This window comes from Rahnella inusitata (assembly GCF_018288855.1).
Classification (GTDB): domain Bacteria; phylum Pseudomonadota; class Gammaproteobacteria; order Enterobacterales; family Enterobacteriaceae; genus Rahnella; species Rahnella inusitata.
The window spans coordinates 3,960,495-3,977,901 of record NZ_CP065024.1; the positions used below are offsets into that span (position 1 = coordinate 3,960,495).

17 protein-coding genes and 1 other RNA gene are annotated in these 17,407 nt (G+C 51.7%); 7 read left to right on the plus strand and 11 right to left on the minus strand.

The features are described 5' to 3' along the window. Positions 1–71 precede the first annotated feature (71 nt). From I2123_RS18585 to I2123_RS18595, 3 genes are read right to left on the minus strand one after another with little or no spacing between them, the layout of a single operon-like run. On the minus strand, positions 72–950 hold the full coding sequence (locus I2123_RS18585; protein ID WP_112168675.1) for a metal ABC transporter substrate-binding protein: 879 nt from the start codon (positions 948–950) through the stop codon (positions 72–74). Positions 951–994: 44 nt separating this feature from the next. After that, positions 995–1,852 carry a metal ABC transporter permease gene (locus I2123_RS18590; RefSeq protein WP_112168676.1) on the minus strand — a complete coding sequence of 286 codons (858 nt, stop codon included), beginning with the start codon at positions 1,850–1,852 and terminating at the stop codon, positions 995–997. Then, on the minus strand, positions 1,849–2,577 hold the full coding sequence (locus I2123_RS18595) for a metal ABC transporter ATP-binding protein (protein WP_213051231.1): 729 nt from the start codon (positions 2,575–2,577) through the stop codon (positions 1,849–1,851). The genes I2123_RS18590 and I2123_RS18595 overlap by 4 nt, the downstream gene beginning before the upstream one ends. 357 nt (positions 2,578–2,934) lie before the next feature. Between I2123_RS18595 and I2123_RS18600 the strand changes: the two genes are divergently transcribed. The 3 genes from I2123_RS18600 to I2123_RS18610 all read left to right on the plus strand — a co-directional run bounded on the left by I2123_RS18600 (position 2,935) and on the right by I2123_RS18610 (position 4,147). Next, positions 2,935–3,288, plus strand: coding sequence for a hypothetical protein (locus I2123_RS18600; RefSeq protein WP_414059646.1), 354 nt, complete (start codon positions 2,935–2,937; stop codon positions 3,286–3,288). A 241-nt stretch (positions 3,289–3,529) separates the two neighbouring features. Continuing rightward, a complete protein-coding gene (tomB, locus tag I2123_RS18605; protein WP_056771141.1) occupies positions 3,530–3,898 on the plus strand; it encodes an Hha toxicity modulator TomB in 369 nt (122 codons plus the stop codon). A 45-nt stretch (positions 3,899–3,943) separates the two neighbouring features. Next, on the plus strand, positions 3,944–4,147 hold the full coding sequence (locus I2123_RS18610) for an HHA domain-containing protein (protein WP_056771138.1): 204 nt from the start codon (positions 3,944–3,946) through the stop codon (positions 4,145–4,147). Positions 4,148–4,229: 82 nt separating this feature from the next. Here the strand turns inward: I2123_RS18610 and I2123_RS18615 are convergent, their stop codons facing one another. Next, on the minus strand, positions 4,230–5,177 hold the full coding sequence (locus tag I2123_RS18615) for a LysR family transcriptional regulator (protein WP_213051232.1): 948 nt from the start codon (positions 5,175–5,177) through the stop codon (positions 4,230–4,232). A 140-nt stretch (positions 5,178–5,317) separates the two neighbouring features. On the opposite strand from I2123_RS18615, the gene I2123_RS18620 reads away from it, so the two are divergent. Next, a complete protein-coding gene (locus I2123_RS18620; RefSeq protein WP_213051233.1) occupies positions 5,318–7,105 on the plus strand; it encodes an adenine deaminase in 1,788 nt (595 codons plus the stop codon). 69 nt (positions 7,106–7,174) lie between these two features. Continuing rightward, positions 7,175–8,524, plus strand: a complete 1,350-nt coding sequence (locus tag I2123_RS18625) for an NCS2 family permease (protein WP_112168680.1) — start codon at positions 7,175–7,177, stop codon at positions 8,522–8,524. A 93-nt stretch (positions 8,525–8,617) separates the two neighbouring features. Here the strand turns inward: I2123_RS18625 and ffs are convergent. Next, positions 8,618–8,714, minus strand: an RNA gene (ffs, locus tag I2123_RS18630) — signal recognition particle sRNA small type. Between the two features lie 191 nt (positions 8,715–8,905). Between ffs and I2123_RS18635 the strand changes: the two genes are divergently transcribed. Further along, positions 8,906–9,214 carry an MGMT family protein gene (locus I2123_RS18635; RefSeq protein WP_112168681.1) on the plus strand — a complete coding sequence of 103 codons (309 nt, stop codon included), beginning with the start codon at positions 8,906–8,908 and terminating at the stop codon, positions 9,212–9,214. Positions 9,215–9,278: 64 nt separating this feature from the next. Here I2123_RS18635 and I2123_RS18640 read toward each other — a convergent pair whose 3' ends face one another. Further along, the gene (locus I2123_RS18640; protein WP_213051234.1) at positions 9,279–9,860 is read right to left on the minus strand and encodes a YbaY family lipoprotein; all 582 of its coding nucleotides are present in this window, start codon (positions 9,858–9,860) and stop codon (positions 9,279–9,281) included. 246 nt (positions 9,861–10,106) lie between these two features. Here I2123_RS18640 and tesB point away from each other — a divergent pair, with 246 nt between their 5' ends. After that, complete coding sequence (tesB, locus tag I2123_RS18645; protein WP_213051235.1) at positions 10,107–10,973, plus strand: acyl-CoA thioesterase II; 867 nt, start codon at positions 10,107–10,109, stop codon at positions 10,971–10,973. Between the two features lie 146 nt (positions 10,974–11,119). On the opposite strand, the gene amtB is transcribed toward tesB, so the two are convergent. The 5 genes from amtB to I2123_RS18670 form a co-directional block, all read right to left on the minus strand. Beyond that, positions 11,120–12,409, minus strand: a complete 1,290-nt coding sequence (amtB, locus tag I2123_RS18650) for an ammonium transporter AmtB (RefSeq protein WP_120078237.1) — start codon at positions 12,407–12,409, stop codon at positions 11,120–11,122. 80 nt (positions 12,410–12,489) lie between these two features. Continuing rightward, the gene (gene glnK / locus I2123_RS18655) at positions 12,490–12,828 is read right to left on the minus strand and encodes a P-II family nitrogen regulator (RefSeq protein ID WP_009639071.1); all 339 of its coding nucleotides are present in this window, start codon (positions 12,826–12,828) and stop codon (positions 12,490–12,492) included. Positions 12,829–13,169: 341 nt separating this feature from the next. Then, entirely contained in the window at positions 13,170–14,954 is a 1,785-nt protein-coding gene (locus tag I2123_RS18660; protein WP_213052566.1) for a SmdB family multidrug efflux ABC transporter permease/ATP-binding protein, read from the minus strand. Between the two features lie 7 nt (positions 14,955–14,961). After that, positions 14,962–16,734: a SmdA family multidrug ABC transporter permease/ATP-binding protein gene (locus I2123_RS18665; protein WP_213051236.1), complete on the minus strand. Its 1,773-nt coding sequence runs from the start codon at positions 16,732–16,734 to the stop codon at positions 14,962–14,964. A 139-nt stretch (positions 16,735–16,873) separates the two neighbouring features. Next, positions 16,874–17,329, minus strand: coding sequence for an Lrp/AsnC family transcriptional regulator (locus tag I2123_RS18670; RefSeq protein WP_112164323.1), 456 nt, complete (start codon positions 17,327–17,329; stop codon positions 16,874–16,876). Between the last annotated feature and the right edge of the window lie 78 nt (positions 17,330–17,407).

Below are 17,407 nucleotides of genomic sequence, written 5' to 3' on the forward strand. Positions count from 1 at the left end.
CCGACGGGGCTTTTTCTTATGCTAAGACATGATGTAAACCTCCCCACAGCAGCACCGTGAGGAGGGGGATCTTATTTCATGCTGGCGACAATCGTCTCAACGTTATGCTTAAACGCTTTGATGTACGTCGTTGCCGGGCCCTGCGGGCCAGATAACGCTTCCGGATACAACTCTCCACCAGGCTGCGCACCGCTGGCGGCGGCAATCTGTTTCACCAGACGGGGATCGGTCTGATTTTCAATGAAGTACGTTTTTACCTGCTGTTCTTTAATCTGCTTAATCAGTGATGCCACACCGCTCGCGCTGGCTTCAGCTTCGGTAGAGAAGCCGACCGGCGCCATAAAGCTCACATGATATTCCTGTCCGAAATAGCCAAACGCATCATGACTGGTCAACACTTTACGTTTCGACTGGGGAATGCCAGTGAACTCGGTTTTCGCCCACGCATCCAATTTTTGCAGCTGCTCAATGTAAGCCTTGCCGCGCTGACGGAAATAATCAGCATCTTCCGGATCCGCTTTGATCAACGCATTCATCACATTGGTGGCGTAAATCACACCGTTAGCCATGCTGTTCCACGCATGCGGATCGGTAATTTGCTTGCCGTCTTCTTCCATTTTACGTGAGTTAACGCCTTCCGATGCGGTGACCAGATGACCTTTATAACCGGACGCAGTGACCAGACGATCGATCCACCCTTCCAGCCCTAAACCGCTGACGAATACGACATCAGAGGCGTTAATCGCTTTGCTATCCTTTGGTGAAGGTTCGAAACTGTGCGGGTCGCCGTCCGGGCCCACCAACGTCGTCACCTTGACGTGCTCGCCCCCCACTTCATGAACGATATCACCGAGAATAGAAAAACTGGCTACCGCATCTACGGTTTTCGCCATTGCCAACGGGCTCGACAGCAGGGCAGCTACTGCGAGTGATACAGGTAATACTTTCATCATGTCCCCTTAATTTTTGGTGCTACTTTTCATTGTGTTACTGCTTAACAACGCGAGGCCGTTAACATCCCGCCACGCTTTCCAAATAAAACTGAAATAAAGAAAATAACCGTCGCGCTGAGCACAATCGCCGGGCCTGCTGGCAATGATGCGTAATATGACCAAATCAGCCCGATGACGCTGGAAATCACCCCGATAATCATCGCGCTCAATAGTGTGTGCGGTAAATCACGCGCCCAGAAACGCGCGCTGGCCGCGGGCAACATCATCAGTCCGACAGACATCAGCGTGCCAAGGATCTGGAAACCGGCCACCAGATTAATCACCACCAGCGCCAGGAAAATACCGTGGATCGCCGCCAGCCATTTACCTGCACTTACGCGCAGAAAAAGCGAGTCAAAAGACTCAATCACCAGCGCGCGATAGATGCAGGCCAGCACCAGCAACGACACACTGCTGATGATCCCGACCATGATCATCGCAGAAGAATCGATAGCGAGAATGGAACCAAATAAAACATGCAGGAGATCGACGCTTGAACCTCGCAGCGAAACCAGCGTCACGCCCAGCGCGAGAGAGCCGAGGTAGAAACCGGCGAAGCTGGCGTCTTCTTTCAATTGCGTTTTGCGACTCACCAGCCCTGACAGCATCGCCACCGCCAGCCCGGCGATAAACCCGCCAATCCCCATCGCCACCAGTGACATACCTGAAATCAGATAGCCTATTGCCGCCCCCGGCAAAACGGCGTGGGATAGCGCATCACCTACCAGACTCATCCGCCTTAACAGGAGAAAGACGCCTAAAGGTGTCGCGCTTATCGATAATGCAATGCAGGCGATCAGCGCGCGGCGCATAAAACCAAATTCAATAAAGGGGTCGGCCAGCAAATGGAAAAGCATCATGAGTTGGCCACTCCCGCCACCAGAGAAAAGGGTACAGACGAAACGCAGGCATGCGCGGGATGAGGAAAATGGCTCAGAACATCGTGCGCACTTCCCCACAGATTTTGTTGACCACTGAGATAAAGCACATCGGGGAAATGCCGGGAGACCATCGAAATATCGTGCAACACCGCAATGACGGTCTTGCCTTCCCGATGCCACTGCGCGATGACCTTAAGGAGTAATTCGGTCGTCTGACTGTCGATGCCGGTAAACGGCTCATCGAGCATGATGAGCGGAGCCTGCTGCACCAGCAAACGTGCGAATAACGTGCGCTGTAACTGCCCGCCGGAAAGCGAGCCTACGGGAAAACTCGCCATCTCAGTCATCCCCACTGTCTCCAGCGCCTGCTCCACATTCATCGCTGACTGGCGGTTAATCCCGCCAAACAAGCCACTTTGCGGCCAGCATCCCATCGCCACGATATCGAACACGCTGATGGGGAAACTACGATCCAGCTCAGCCTGCTGGGGTAGATATGCCAGACGCGGACGCTTGCCCTGATTGAATGTGATATCACCGGCGACAGCAGATTGCAGACCCGCCAGTGTTTTCAGAAACGTCGATTTCCCGGCGCCGTTAGCCCCAATAATCGCCGTTAAAGAACCTGACAAAAAGCGGCCACACAGCGGCATAGCCACAGCGCGACGGTCATAGCCGACTTCAAGATTGTTGACAAAAATCATGGTAGTGAAATCGCCCAGTAAATCGCCGCCCAAAGAACAACGAGTACGGCCAGTACCACGATGCAGCGTACTGGCGAAGAAATCGTAAAAAGTGTTTTGGTCATAGCCCCTCCAAATCGTTACAATATAACATCACATGAGATCTTTTTTATCAATACATGAACTGTTTCAGTTTCTTAACGACGTCGGACAGCACCCAAACTGTCAGAAAAGGGTAAAAATTGATGTACGTATCATAAATGCCAGCCAATTCAACGTACTAAACGCAGAGATGATGAGAATTTTTTTTCGTGCTAAAAACACAGAATCCAGAAAGTATGTAATAATGTAAGAACAGAACTTAAGAGGAAATTACCCGTGCTGAAAATGATCTCCAGCGATATTTATGGGAAAAATCCCGCTGTTAAAGAGCTGCAAGAGATAATCCAATGTTCTTTATCTGAAATTGAAGAGCCTTTAATTGGCGATTTATCTTATTTTTCTGAAAATGCCCGTTATGAGCCGAATTCTTTGCAAATCGTGTCTATAACTCAAACGGACAAAAACCAATATTCAATGAGTTATCGTTACAAGTGGACGATTTTCAATGGCTGTCTGGACATTAATGCAGACGAGTTTACGACGCAAAATGTCACATTCATGGTCAAGCCAGAAGGGCTTGAGTTTGATATTATTGACACCTCCAGAGGAACTACTGCAGACGAATTGTAAGTTTGAGTAATACGTTTGCACAGCATTCTAAAAATGAATTATATTTAAACTGTTAACTGTAGAATAATCCTTGGTAGAACCTCCTTCAGATACCGGTTTATTGTGATTGTTACTGATATTTAACTGAGTTTGTGATGTTTCCAGCATTTGTAGTGAGAGCTGTTTCCTGTAAGCCATTAAGTTTTGTTGTTTACTCACAGAGTGTTATCAACACCGAATAAACCATTACGGAGGGGATGATATGGATGAGTACTCGCCTAAGCGGCACGATATCGCTCAGTTACGATTCCTGAATGAAATGTTGTATGATGAGGGGATTGCAACACTGGGTGACAGTCATCATGGTTGGGTTAACGACCCTACATCAGCTGTTAACCTGCAACTCAACGAACTGATTGAACACATTGCATCCTTTGTGATGAGTTTTAAAATTAAGTACCCCGACGATAACCATTTAAGTGATCTGGTTGAAGAGTATCTGGATGATACCTACACCCTGTTCAGTAATTATGGAATAAATGATTCTGATTTACGCCAATGGCAGAAGACCAAAAAGCGATTATTCAGAATGTTCTCAGGGGACTACATCTGTACCCTAATGAAGACTTGAGTAATAATTTATATGCTGTCATCAGAAAAAAATGAAAAGGCCACGATGAACAAAATCGACTATTTGATGCGTTTAAGAAAATGCACCACTATTGATACACTTGAACGTGTTATTGAAAAAAATAAGTATGAACTTTCAGACGACGAACTCGAATTGTTTTACTCGGCAGCTGACCACCGTCTGGCAGAACTGACGATGAATAAGCTGTACGATAAAATCCCCGTTGCCGTGTGGAAATTTGTACGTTGACTGTTTACATTGAGCCGAATCATCGCTCGGCTCAATGTTTATTATTTCAACAAAACAACGTTAGCTTTGTTTAACAATTGCCTTAACGCATCCCGTCTTTCTTTTCTTTAACTCGTTGATGAAACGCCTTTAAGAGAAATTGAAAACATTGTTCCGTTTTTTCAGAACGTAATGGAACCGGTTTACGCATCATCGCAACCGTACGGCTTAATGTCGGCTGCTGCAGATGAATTATTGTTAATTCATTATCGTTAAGTGTTGCAGTATATAATTCCGGCAGAATTGCCAGGGCTAAACGCGACCGCACCAGCCCATACAACGTCTCCTGAAAATCCACCCGATAATTTACCTGCAAATTCAGACGATGAGTCTCATTCATCGACGTCACCAGCCTGCTGACGTTTCCTTTTGAAAACAATGCAATATCCCTTTTCGCCAACTGCCGCCACGGGATATTACGCCCTTCAGCCAGCGCATCATCACGTCTGATCACTACCACGAACGGGTCTTCAAGCAGCGGGTACACGGCTATTGATTCCGGTACCGTGCTGTCAGTTGCTCCGATACCAAAATCAACCGATCCGTTCTCCAGTTCCAGTAATAACGCATCATTGGTGAGGTCGTGAAATTCCACACGCATATCAGGGAAATATTCCGACAGTAATTGCGGAACGGCTGGAAATAATAACGTGCTGACCGAAGGCACTAATCCGATACGTAATGTTCCATCTCCGCCCTGTTGCATTATTTGCTTCATATCATCGAACACACTGTGAGCTGTATTTAATAAGCGTTCTGCATACGGCAGCACCGCCTCGCCCTGTTCAGTGAGTCTCACATTTTGCGCCGTACGGTGTAACAACTTCCCGCCTAAGACTGACTCAATTTGTCGCAATGCGCTGCTTAATGCCGGCTGACTGATTGCCAGTCGGTTTGCCGTTTCAGTAAAACTACGCAGCTGAGCCAGTGTGACAAAATATTGAATTTGCTTAAGAGACAGTGCAGGCAAGCGACGCCAGGGTTCAGACATGATGTGCAGTTATTCCGATAAAATAGAAAACGTTTGCTCAGCATAACCGCATCTTATAATCAGATAAAATAAATCATCTGTGCAAATCCGCCGCCTCTCCCTACATTAAGCCTCATCATTCTGCAAATCCGGAAACAGCTATGACCGATAACCTGGCCTCCCTGCCCATTCGCCAGCAGGCAATTAATGCTGCGCTGGGGAAAATCCCCTTTGACCGCCTGTTGATCAACGCAAGGGTCATTGACATGGTGACGGGCGAAATACGTGATGCAGACGTGGGTCTGGTGGGCAGTATGATTGCCAGCGTACATCCGCGCGGAAAATTCACCCAGGCCGTTAATATTGATGATTTATCAGGATATTTTCTGTCTCCCGGCCTTATCGATACCCACGTTCATATCGAAAGCTCGCACCTGCCACCGGAAAAATATGCGGAAATTGTGGTGGCTCAGGGCACGACGACGGTGTTTTGGGATCCTCATGAACTGGCAAATGTGCTGGGCGTGGCAGGCGTAGAGTACGCGGTGAAAGCCAGCCGTGACCTGCCCTTGCGCGTCATTTGCGCGGCACCGTCCAGCGTACCTTCCACGCCAGGGCTGGAAATGTCCGGAGCCGATTTTAAAGGTCAGGAAATGCAAACCATGCTGAGCTGGCCGGAAGTCGCAGGCGTCGCAGAAGTCATGGATATGTACGGTGTACTGAACGGCAGCGAACGGATGATGGAGATCCTCGACGCCGGTTTGCGCAGCGGTAAGCTGATAGAAGGCCATGCACGCGGCCTCAAGGACGAGCAGTTACAGGCCTATCTGGCGGCGGGCGTGACGTCAGATCACGAACTGACCTCTGCGGAAGACGCGCTGGAAAAACTGCGTGCCGGGCTGACGTTGCAGATTCGCGGTTCACATCCTTATCTTTTGCCGGATATCGCCGCTGCCCTGCTGAACTTACCCCATCTTTCCTCGCAGATTACACTGTGTACTGACGATGTGCCGCCTGACCATCTGCTGGAAAAAGGCGGCCTGATTGCGCTTGTCAAACTGCTGATATCTCACGGTCTGCGGGCAGAAGACGTCCTGAGGATGGCGACGCTCAACGCTGCAATTCGTCTGCGTCGCTCTGATCTCGGGTTGATTGCCGCCGGACGTACCGCTGACATCATTGCTTTCGACTCCTTAGAAACGCTGAACCCCGCCAAAGTGTTTGTCGCCGGAGACTGTGTCGCAGAACACGGCAAACTGCTGTTCAGCCCCGCTGCGGCCACTGATGTGATTGCGCCGCGCAACACAATGCGCCTTGAAAAACTGACCGGGGAAGATTTCCGGTTGAAGATCCCAGGTCTGATAAACGGTAAGGCGCGCTTACGTAACATCAAAGGTGCCCGCTTTACGCAGTGGAGTGAAGTCACGGTCGCCGTCCACGATGGTGCGGTACAAATTCCCGAAGGGTTCAGTCTGATTTGGGTACAGCACCGGCATGGACGACATGACGCCACACCGAAAATGGCTTTGCTGGAGGGCTGGGGAGAATTACGCGGCGCGATTGCGACCTCCTACTCCCATGACTCTCATAATCTGGTGGTATTGGGGCGTGATCCTGCTGATATGGTGCTCGCTGCTAATCAGCTGATCGACAGCGGCGGCGGTATGGCGCTGGCTCAGAATGGAAACCTGCTGGCAAAAGTAGATATGCCGATAGCCGGAATGCTCTCAGATTTGCCTGCCAACATCCTTGCTGCTCAGTTTAAAAACCTGCGTGAACTCAGCGCACAGATTGCTGACTGGGAACCGCCGTATCGGGTATTCAAAGCCATTGAGGGTACCTGTCTGGCCTGTAATAACGGCCCGCATCTGACAGATCTGGGGCTGACGGACGGGGGGTTACGCGAGATTATCAACCCTGTTCTGGAAATCTGGCCCGACGAGGCCTGATATTTATTAAAAAGAAACACACAAAAATAACAGCTCACAACCGTTAAATATCCTTCTCAGGGGAATGTTATGACCGACAGTTCTGTAAAAAGTGTAGCCGCATCCTCAGACGAAAGCTGGCTTCAACGCCGCTTCCAGCTTCGTCAGCGCCACACAAAAGTAAAAACCGAGTGTCTGGCCGGTATCACGGGCTTTCTGGCTGCCGCCTATTTACTGGTGGTGATCCCCGGACTGCTGGCGGTGGGCGGGATGGACAAAGGTGCGGCCACTACCGGCGTGATTCTGGTCTTTGTGCTCGGTTCCCTGCTAATGGCGTTCTACGCCAACCTGCCGTTTATGGTCGGCCCCGGCATTGGCGGGTCGGTGCTGGTCGGGATCACGCTGGCCGGAGACGGCATCACCTGGCCAATTGCGCTGGGTATCGCCTGCTGGTCAGGGATCTTATTTTTTGTGATGACTGTGTTCGGTCTGCGTGAGGTGGTCACCCGTTCGGTTCCGCAATCTATTAAGCTGGGGCTGACAGCGTCGATCGGGATTTTCGTTGCCCTGCTCGGTTTTCGCAACGCCGGCCTGGTGATGGCTAATGCCAAAACGCATGCACTGGCGCTGGGGGATTTCACCGCACCGGGCGCGCTTATCGCGCTGCTGGGTTTGCTGGTCGCCGTAGGTTTGCAGGCACGCAAAGTTCCGGGTGCCATTTTGTGGGCGATTTTACTGGCGACGGTCGCGGGGATACCGTTTGGCGTGACGCATTTACCTGCGCAATGGATTTCACTCCCTCACTCTGTCGCTCCGCTGCTGGGTAAGGTTGATCTGACCGGTGCTATCAATATCGCTTTCCTGCCGTTTCTGTTTATCTTCTTCGCCTCTGAGTTTTTCTCTACCATGGGCACTACGCTGGCGGTCGGCGGTGAAGCGGGCTTACTCGATGAACACGGCAATATGCAGCACATCAACAGGCCATTCATGGTGGATTCAATTGCTGCGGCGCTCGGGCCGATTGTCGGCATTCCGGCAGCAACGGCGTTAATCGAATCCTCAGCGGCAGCAGAAGCAGGCGGTAAAACCGGTCTGACTGCGCTGTCGGCTGCCGTCATGTTCTTACTGATGCTGTTGTTCACCCCGATTGCGCTGATGATCCCAAAAGAAGCCACCGCGCCAGCACTGATTCTGATCGGTCTGAACATGTTCAGTAATTTACGTAAAGTGGATTTGGCGAATTTCACCGATGCATTACCGGTGCTGATGATGGTGATGATTACGCTGATTTCTAACAGCTTTGGTACCGGTATCGCTGGCGGGCTGCTGTTTTACATCATCATTAAGGCGGTGGCGGGGAAAGCGCGCGAGGTTCCGCTGGGGCTGTATATTTTGGCGATTCCGCTGGTGTATTACTTCGCAACGTTGGTGCATCACTGAAAGTGATAGAAGGTTTGAAGGACGTATTTTAGCGTTGTGATTTGAGGAAATTGGGAAGAAGAATGAACGTTGGAGGGCCTGAATTGGTGGAGGCCCTGCCAGCTACATCCCGGCACACACGACACCTGCTATGGCTGCTTCCTTCCGGACCTGACCGAGTTAACAAGTTAGTGTTGCGGGAGAACCAACAGAGCCCCCATTGTCGTTGTTGGCTTCATTTCTCTGTGTAAGAACTGAAGCGGTGGGCATTATCAGTGATGCCCGACTCAAAAGCAAGTTAACCGCCGACAACCGTTGTTTTCTTAAACAATACCGCTTAAACCCGCCTGCCTGAAATGTGAAATTACGTCATACTGTCCAGCAAACACTGAGGAGGATGTGATGCCGGAACCCGATAACTTTCGCCAGCGCGTATTTCAAATTATAGCTGCCATTCCCGCCGGACAGGTCACTACCTACGGTAATGTCGCGCAGCTGGCAGGCTCGCCGCGGGCGGCAAGGCAGGTGGGCGGTGTCCTCAAGAAATTGCCCGAAGGCAGCACCCTTCCCTGGCATCGCGTCATTAACCGTCACGGTGAGATTTCATTACAGGGCGAAGATTTTAAACGCCAGCGTCAGGCGCTGCTCGCCGAAGGGATCATCTTTAAGAAAGGCAAAGTCGATTTAGAGAAATACGGCTGGAAGTGGTAGTCCATCTAACGTGTAAATAAAAAAGCACCGCCGAAGCGGTGCCTTAGTCTTACAGCCTTCGTACTTAGTACGTTGACTGCGTCGGTACTGCGCTCACCGGAGCAGGCGCTGTACCTAATCCCGTCGGCTCAGACGGATTACTCAACGGCCCCAACGTGCTTGGCTTGGTGGCAACCGGAACGGCGACAACCGGCACCAGCTGCAGATCCGCACGGGTACCCTGACCATTGTTAATCACTTCTTTGATGCTATCCGTCACGAACGTCATCTGACCATTGATGGTCACCGCTGCGCTTAGCAAGACGCGGGCATTCGGTGGAATGTCCTGTGGGTTATACGGCAGGATAAACGTAAATGGTGACTGTTTGCCCTGCGTTCTCGCCACTTTCTGCGATATCACTTTGGATGGCGCATCGGCCAGAGAGGCATCTGATAATGTCACGGTCAGCACCGCATCAGGCGGTAGAGCGACACGCTGATTGATGAACACGCTACCCGATACATTCGGGCCAGTTATTGCAGGCTGGCTGACCGGACTGGCTGCCGAATTCACCGGAGCCTGCTGAGCGGGTGCCTCGTGATGCTGTGCACATCCGGCAAGAGTCAGAGACAGCGCGGTTCCACCTACTATCTGCCAAAGTTTCATAGATCGTACTCCCTTTTTATTATTCGCTTGTCGACAAGCTGTAATAAACGCCGACATGAAAATGGTTTCTTTAACCAGCTTACCCATTAATCATGGCACAATAATCTGGTTTTTTCCTCCCGATGGCGAAACAGGTCTTCTGAGTGCTCATAAGATCCACTATCATTAACAGGTTAGACCTGTTCAGCAGCGGTACTTAAGCGCTGCTTTCAGCATGAATCAACCGGTAACTTTCGTGAGGCCACTATGAGTCAGGCATTAAAAAATCTGCTGGATCTGCTCGATCTGGAAAAAATTGAAGAAGGACTGTTTCGTGGTCAGAGTGAGGATTTGGGCTTGCGCCAGGTCTTTGGTGGGCAGGTTGTCGGTCAGGCGTTATACGCTGCCAAACAGACTGTTCCGGTTGATCGCGGGATCCACTCTTTTCACAGCTACTTTTTGCGTCCGGGTGACAGCAGTAAGCCCATCATCTATGACGTTGAAATCCTGCGTGACGGCAACAGCTTCAGCGCCCGTCGTGTAAAAGCGGTGCAAAACGGCAAACCGATTTTCTACATGACCGCCTCTTTCCAGAGTCATGAAGAGGGCTTTGAACATCAGAACACCATGCCAGACGTGCCGCCGCCGGAGTCGCTGATCTCTGAATCAGATATCGCCCAAAATCTGGCGCATCTGATCCCGGAAAAAATCCGCGATAAATTCCTGGGTCATCGCCCCATTGAGATGCGCCCGGTGAAATTTCATAACCCGCTGAAAGGCAGCGTCGAAGAGCCGCACCGTGCGGTGTGGTTCCGCGCTAATGGTGAAATGCCGGACGATCTGCGCATCCATCAGTATCTGCTGGGTTATGCGTCTGACTTCAATTTCCTGCCGACAGCGCTTCAGCCGCATGGCATCGGTTTTCTGGAACCGGGCATGCAGGTCGCAACTATCGATCACTCGATGTGGTTCCACCGCCCGTTCCGCATGGATGACTGGTTGCTGTACGCCGTTGAGAGTACCTCGGCCTCTGGCGCACGTGGTTTTGTTCGCGGTCAGTTCTACACCCGCGACGGCGTGCTGGTGGCGTCCACGGTGCAGGAAGGTGTGATCCGCAAGCGTGCTGCAGAATAAGTCTCTGCGGATAAGTATCTCCGGCTGAAAAACAAAAATGAAAAAGGGGCGATAGTGATATCGCCCCTTTTGCTATTCATCATTATTTTTTAGTTTTAGTACTGCTCGTGAAGAGAATTAGCGCACTGCTTTCTCTGAACGTTTAATTACTGATTGTACGCATTTTCGCCGTGGCTGTTGACGTCCAAACCTTCGCGTTCCTGCTCTTCAGGGACACGCAGACCGACCAACATATCTGCCACTTTGTAACCGATGAAGGCCACAACACCAGACCACACCAGCGTGACGCAGACGCTGAAGAACTGTACCCAGACCTGATGGCCCATGGTCACACCTTCTGCATAACCTACGCCACCCAGTGAACTGGAGGTGAATACGCCGGTCAGCAAGCAACCTACGATACCGCACACACCGTGAACACCGAACACGTCACAGGTGTCATCGACACGCAGCCATTTTTTCAGGGTAACGACGCCCCACAGACCGGTGACACCACCGACCAGACCGATAATCAGTGCACCACCGACGCCGACCGTACCACAGGCTGGAGTGATAGCAACCAGACCCGCGATAGCGCCGGAGCTTGCGCCCAGCAGAGAAGGTTTACCGCGAACCAGCCACTCAACCAATGTCCATGACAAGATTGCGCCAGCGGTAGCAATTACCGTATTCAGGAAGGCCAGAGCCGCAATCGGGCTGGCAGCACTTGCTGAACCGGCGTTGAAACCGAACCAGCCGACATACAGGATTGCAGCGCCAGTGAAGACCATTGGCAGGTTGTGGGGTTTGAACGCTTCTTTGCCGAAGCCCGCACGTTTACCCAACAGGTAAGCACCGACCAGACCCGCGATAGCGGCGTTGATATGGACAACCGTACCACCGGCGAAGTCCAGCGCACCGTCTGCCGCCAGGAAACCGCCGGCCCAAACCATGTGTGCCATTGGAATGTAGGAGAAGGTCAGCCAGATAACGGTGAAGATAAGTACCGCAGAGAAACGTACACGTTCAGCGATACCGCCAACGATCAGCGCCACGGTGATACAGGCGAATGAACACTGGAACGCCACGTGAATCATCTGCGAGAAGGTACCGGTGACGGAATCCAGGCCGATACCCTTCATCATCACGTTACCGAAACCGCCGAAGAACGCGTTACCTTCGCTGAAGGCCAGGCTGTAACCGTAGAGGATCCACAGTACGCAAACCAGAGCAAACGTCACGATGACCTGAGTCAGCATAGACAACACGTTTTTAGAACGCAGCAAGCCGCCGTAAAACAGCGCCACGCCAGGCACGGTCATAAACAGCACCAGTGCAGTACAAATCATCATAAACGCGTTATCAGCACCGTTAGCGGCTGCTGGTGCGGCGGCCATGGCAAGCGAAGGCAACAATGCAACCGCGCCAAGCCCCATCATGGATAAAAGTTTTTTCATTATTAACCCACCCCTGTTTCTCAAAACCGTTTTCTAAGCTTTTTTATCTCAACTCTTCATGCGAAGAGATGAGCCTGAAATTACAGTGCTGCTTCGTCGGTTTCACCGGTACGAATACGGATAACGCGTTGCAATTCAGCAACGAAAATTTTGCCATCACCAATCTTGCCGGTGTAAGCCGCTTTGCTGATCACGTCGATGACTTCGTCGAGCTGATCATCAGCGATAGCAATGTCGATTTTTACTTTTGGCAGGAAGTTCACGCTGTACTCTGCACCGCGATACAGTTCAGCGTGACCTTTCTGACGGCCGAAACCTTTAACTTCCGTTACGGTCAGCCCCTGAATTCCAACAGCAGACAGCGCTTCACGCACGTCTTCCAGCTTGAAAGGTTTGATCACCACAGTAACCAGCTTCATTTTGCCACTCCTCGAATTAAGGGCTTGCCGCGAGAGAACCCGCGCCCGATACGAAATGGATAAAGCAAAGGATGTGCCAGAGTTGAAATTTCTGAAAGATTGGTGATTTACCCGCGAAATACGGCATTTTCAGAATAATCGTGACCCAGCGCACAGTCGGTGGTTCGGGGCATTATCAGAAAGCCCGCACTATTTAAGTGCTACGCGCTGCTTTTTAGTGCAACAGGTTCCATCGGCGCTTGGGCATGCATTAAAGAGGGGGAAGGAGAGAGAAATATTGCGAAACACGCAGTGACAGAAAGAGACCCAACGCAGTGTAACGCCCTGCGTTGGGAAGATGATTACGCGTTTTCGGTAGCGGCAGTGGCTTGCTCTGTAGAGGCGAGTACCTGACCGGCAAGCTGCAACTGATACATCTGATAATAACGGCCTTTTTCGTTTAACAGCTGCAGGTGATTACCCTGTTCTACGGCCTGACCACGATGCAATACCAAAATATTGTCCGCATCGACAATAGTCGAAAGACGATGGGCGATAACCACCAACGTGGTTTGCTGACGGATAGCCCGCAAAGCACGCTGGATCGCCTGCTCTGTTCCCGAATCGATATTGGCCGTTGCCTCGTCAAGGATCAGAATCTCCGGTGCCTGCACCAAAACGCGCGCCATCGCCAGTAACTGCTTCTGCCCGACGGAGAGATTATTCCCCTGTTCACCCAGACGCGTATTAAGCCCTTCAGGCATTTCGCGGATAAGCGGCGAGAGTTGCACAATATCGAGTGCATGCCAGACCTGTGCTTCATCAATATCGCGCCCTAAGGTCACATTGGCGAAGACAGATTCAGCCAGCACAACCGGATCCTGCTGAACCATCGCAATCCCTTTGCGCAAGCTGGCATGAGACAGATCAGCAAGGTTACGGCCATCGACTCTGATTTCCCCTTTATTGAGCGGGTAATATCCCATCAGCAAATTCGCCAGCGTACTCTTGCCACTGCCGGTATGCCCCACCAGCGCCACAAATCCACGCGACGGAACGTGCAGTGAAATATTTTCCAACACCCATTTTTCCGGGAGATAGGCAAAACTGACGTCTTTGACTTCAATCTCACCGCTGGTCAGCCGTTTGTCATCCGAACCGTATTGCTGCTGTGTTCTGTCCATGAGATCAAAAATACGTTCACCAGCCACGACGGCCTGCTGAAGGATCGACTGTTGTGATGTCAGTTCGATCAACGGTTCGTTCAGACGCCCCAGATAGTTGATGAAAGCGTACAGAACACCGACACCGACAGAACCTTCCGCGCTGAATCCAAACAGCAGCAGCAATCCGCATAAAATCAGAGAGGAGAACAGGCTGAGCAGCGGGCGCAGTAAGAAACCTTCCAGCCGGAGCGTTTGCATACGCGCCAGATAATGCGACTGGCTGGCGCGCGTCAGACGTTCGCCGAAGCGCTTTTGCTGACGGAACTGCTGGATGACGTTCATCCCGTTGATAACTTCGTTGAAACCGTCATTGATATCCGCCAGATAGCTGCGCACCCTGCGCACAATCGGCGTGCTGTAAATCTGGTAGAGCCCCATCACCACGAAGACTGCAGGGAAAATACAGATAGCTACCGAGGCCAGACGCCAGTCGAGACTGAACATCGCCACCAACATCGCCCCGATCAGGGCAATGCTGCGCAATACGGTCGAGACGACGGTGACGTAAAGATCGCGGATCACTTCCGTATCGTTGGTGACACGGGAAATCAGCTGACCGACCGGCTGAGTGTCGAATGCACTGAGCGGCTGGCGCAGGGCGGCGTCCATCACATCTGTGCGCAAACGCTGAACCACGCCGACCGCTGCCCGGTTAAACAACAGCGCCTGAAAATAGTGCAAACCCGCAGCCAGAAATTGCAGCAGAATAAAACACAGTGCCAGCAGGCTGACCTTGCCCCAGGGCATTTCGCCTTTGGCGACATAGTGATCGATAAAGAAGCTGATCAGAATTGGCCCGGTCACTTCTGCTGCTGCAGCAATCCACAACATCAGCACCGCAATGGAAAGCGGTTTTCTGTATGGCTTGCCGTAACTCAACAGGCGTTTAAGCGTGGGCCACATCTTTTGAATTTTACTCACTTTTTGTTCAACCACGATCTTCCGGCTCCTGTTCCTGCGGCACATCGTCCAGTGCGGCTTCCAGTTGCTGATAACGGAACATATCGCGATACCAGCCAGACTTAGCGGCAAGTTGTTCATGGTTCCCGCGTTGCGAAATCGTGCCGTGGTTAAACACCAGAATTTCGCTGGCCTCTGTCAGAGCGGAAAGACGATGGGCGCTGATGATCACCGTACGGTCACTGCCCCACTGACGCAGGTTGTGCAGGATCTGATGCTCCGTCCGGCCATCGACCGCAGACAGGGCATCGTCGAGGATCAAAATTTCAGCTTTCAGCAGCAGTGCGCGGGCGATAGAAATTCGCTGCTTCTGGCCGCCGGAAAGCATAACGCCACGCTCGCCGACTTCAGTTTCATAGCCGCCGGGCAGGCGCAAAATATCGTCATGAACACTGGCAAGACGCGCAGCTTCTTCAATTTCTTCCTGCGTGGCATCCGGGCGCCCCAGCGCAATATTTTGCGCAACGGTATCGGAGAACAGAAAAGGCGTCTGACTGACAATCGCCAGACGGGCACGCCAGTCATCCAACTGGATCTCTTTGAGTGAGAGGCCGTGATACAGCACATCACCTTCAGTCACATCAAACTGCCGCTGGAGGAGCGCCAGCAGCGTACTTTTGCCCGACCCCGTCGGGCCACAAAGCCCGAGCATTTGCCCCGGTTGCAAAGAAAACATTACGCCAGTCAGCGAAGGATGCGCGGTTTCGGGGTAATGGAAATCAGCAATTTTGGCCTCGAGTACCGAACGTCCCACTGGCAAGGGTTTAGTCCCGTCCACCACGCTCGGCGCTTCCTGTAAAAGACTGCGGATACGGCTATAGGCAGCGCTTCCCCGTTCGACAATATTGAACATCCAGGCCAGCGCCAGCATCGGCCAGATCATCAGACCGAGGTACATCACAAAACTGGTTAACTGCCCGAGCGTCAGATGTCCGTTAACCACCATCCAGCTGCCGCCGCCAATTGCCAGCAGGTTTGCCATGCCAATTGAGACATAGATAGTCGGGTCGAAACGGGCATCGACGCGCGCCACGCGCATGTTCTTCGCACCGGTGTCAGCGGCCACGTCGGCAAACTGCGAAGACTGGTGATTCTCCAGACCAAAGGCTTTGATCATACGGATGCTGGTCAGGCTTTCCTGAGCCTGATCGTTCAGTGAGGAAAAGGCGGCCTGCGCGGTTTTAAAGCGATGATGCAGCTGGTCGCCGTAGCGTTTAATGATAATCGCCATGACCGGCATCGGGACGAGGGAAAGCAGCGTGAGTTCCCAGCTGATTTGGGTCGCCATCACGATCAGCACCGCCAGTCCCATGACCAGCGAATCCACCAGCGTCAGAACGCCCTCACCTGCGGCAAAAACCACGCGATCGACATCATTGGTTGCGCGGGCAATCAAATCGCCGGTGCGGTGACGCAGATAAAAAGCGGGATGCTGACGGCTTAGCTGGCGGAAAAAATCCTGACGCAGTTCTACTGCCAATTGATAGGACGCACCGAACAGCAGCACGCGCCAGACGTAACGCAGCAAATACACCACAATCGCCGTGGCTATCATCAGCCCCAGCCACGCAAACAGTACGCCGTAAGACATCGTTTTGGTGGTGACGCCATCAATAATCACCCCGACCAGCTTGGGCGGCAGCAATTGCAGAATGGCAATGATGATCAGTAAGGCGACGGCACCCAGATACCGGCGCCATTCACGTCGGAAATACCAGCCTAATTGGGCGAACAATCTCACGCAGCGTTTTCCATACAAATAATAACGATGATTTTATTGGGATAAGCCGCTTAAAGACGGGCAACTTTCCTCTTCAGGCTGACAAGGATAACAGAGTTAACGGGGGTTTCTGATGAAACTTTTTACTGTAACTTTTGCATTAAATCGGTAATGCGGTGGTGGATTTTATGCGTTCCATCGCAAAACTTGAGGTGACATCATTCAGCCCCGGAATGCCGTTCACAAGTCGCTTGTAAAAGTTATCGTAGCTTTTCATATCGGCCACCTGCACCTGGAGTAAATAATCGTATTCACCGGCCATACGGTAAAAACCCAGCACTTCAGGAAACGCCTCAACCTGCTGCACAAAACGCTGATACCACTCGCTGTTGTGATGTTGCGTTTTGATAAGCACGAACGCCGTCAGGCTCAGCCCGAGTTGGTCGCCGTCCAGCAGCGCGACTTTACCGCGAATAATCCCGTCGTCTTCCAGCCGCTTGATTCTTTTCCAGCACGGCGTTGTGGTGAGATTTACCGCATCCGCCAGTTCGTTGAGGGATAATGTGCAATCTTTCTGCAACAGCGATAACAACTTAAGGTCAATTTTATCTACCATGAGACACCTCAGGAGAAAATAATTCTACAAAACATGCATTCCATGGGTTAAAGAGTAACTTATTTCTCTGCCGGTTAC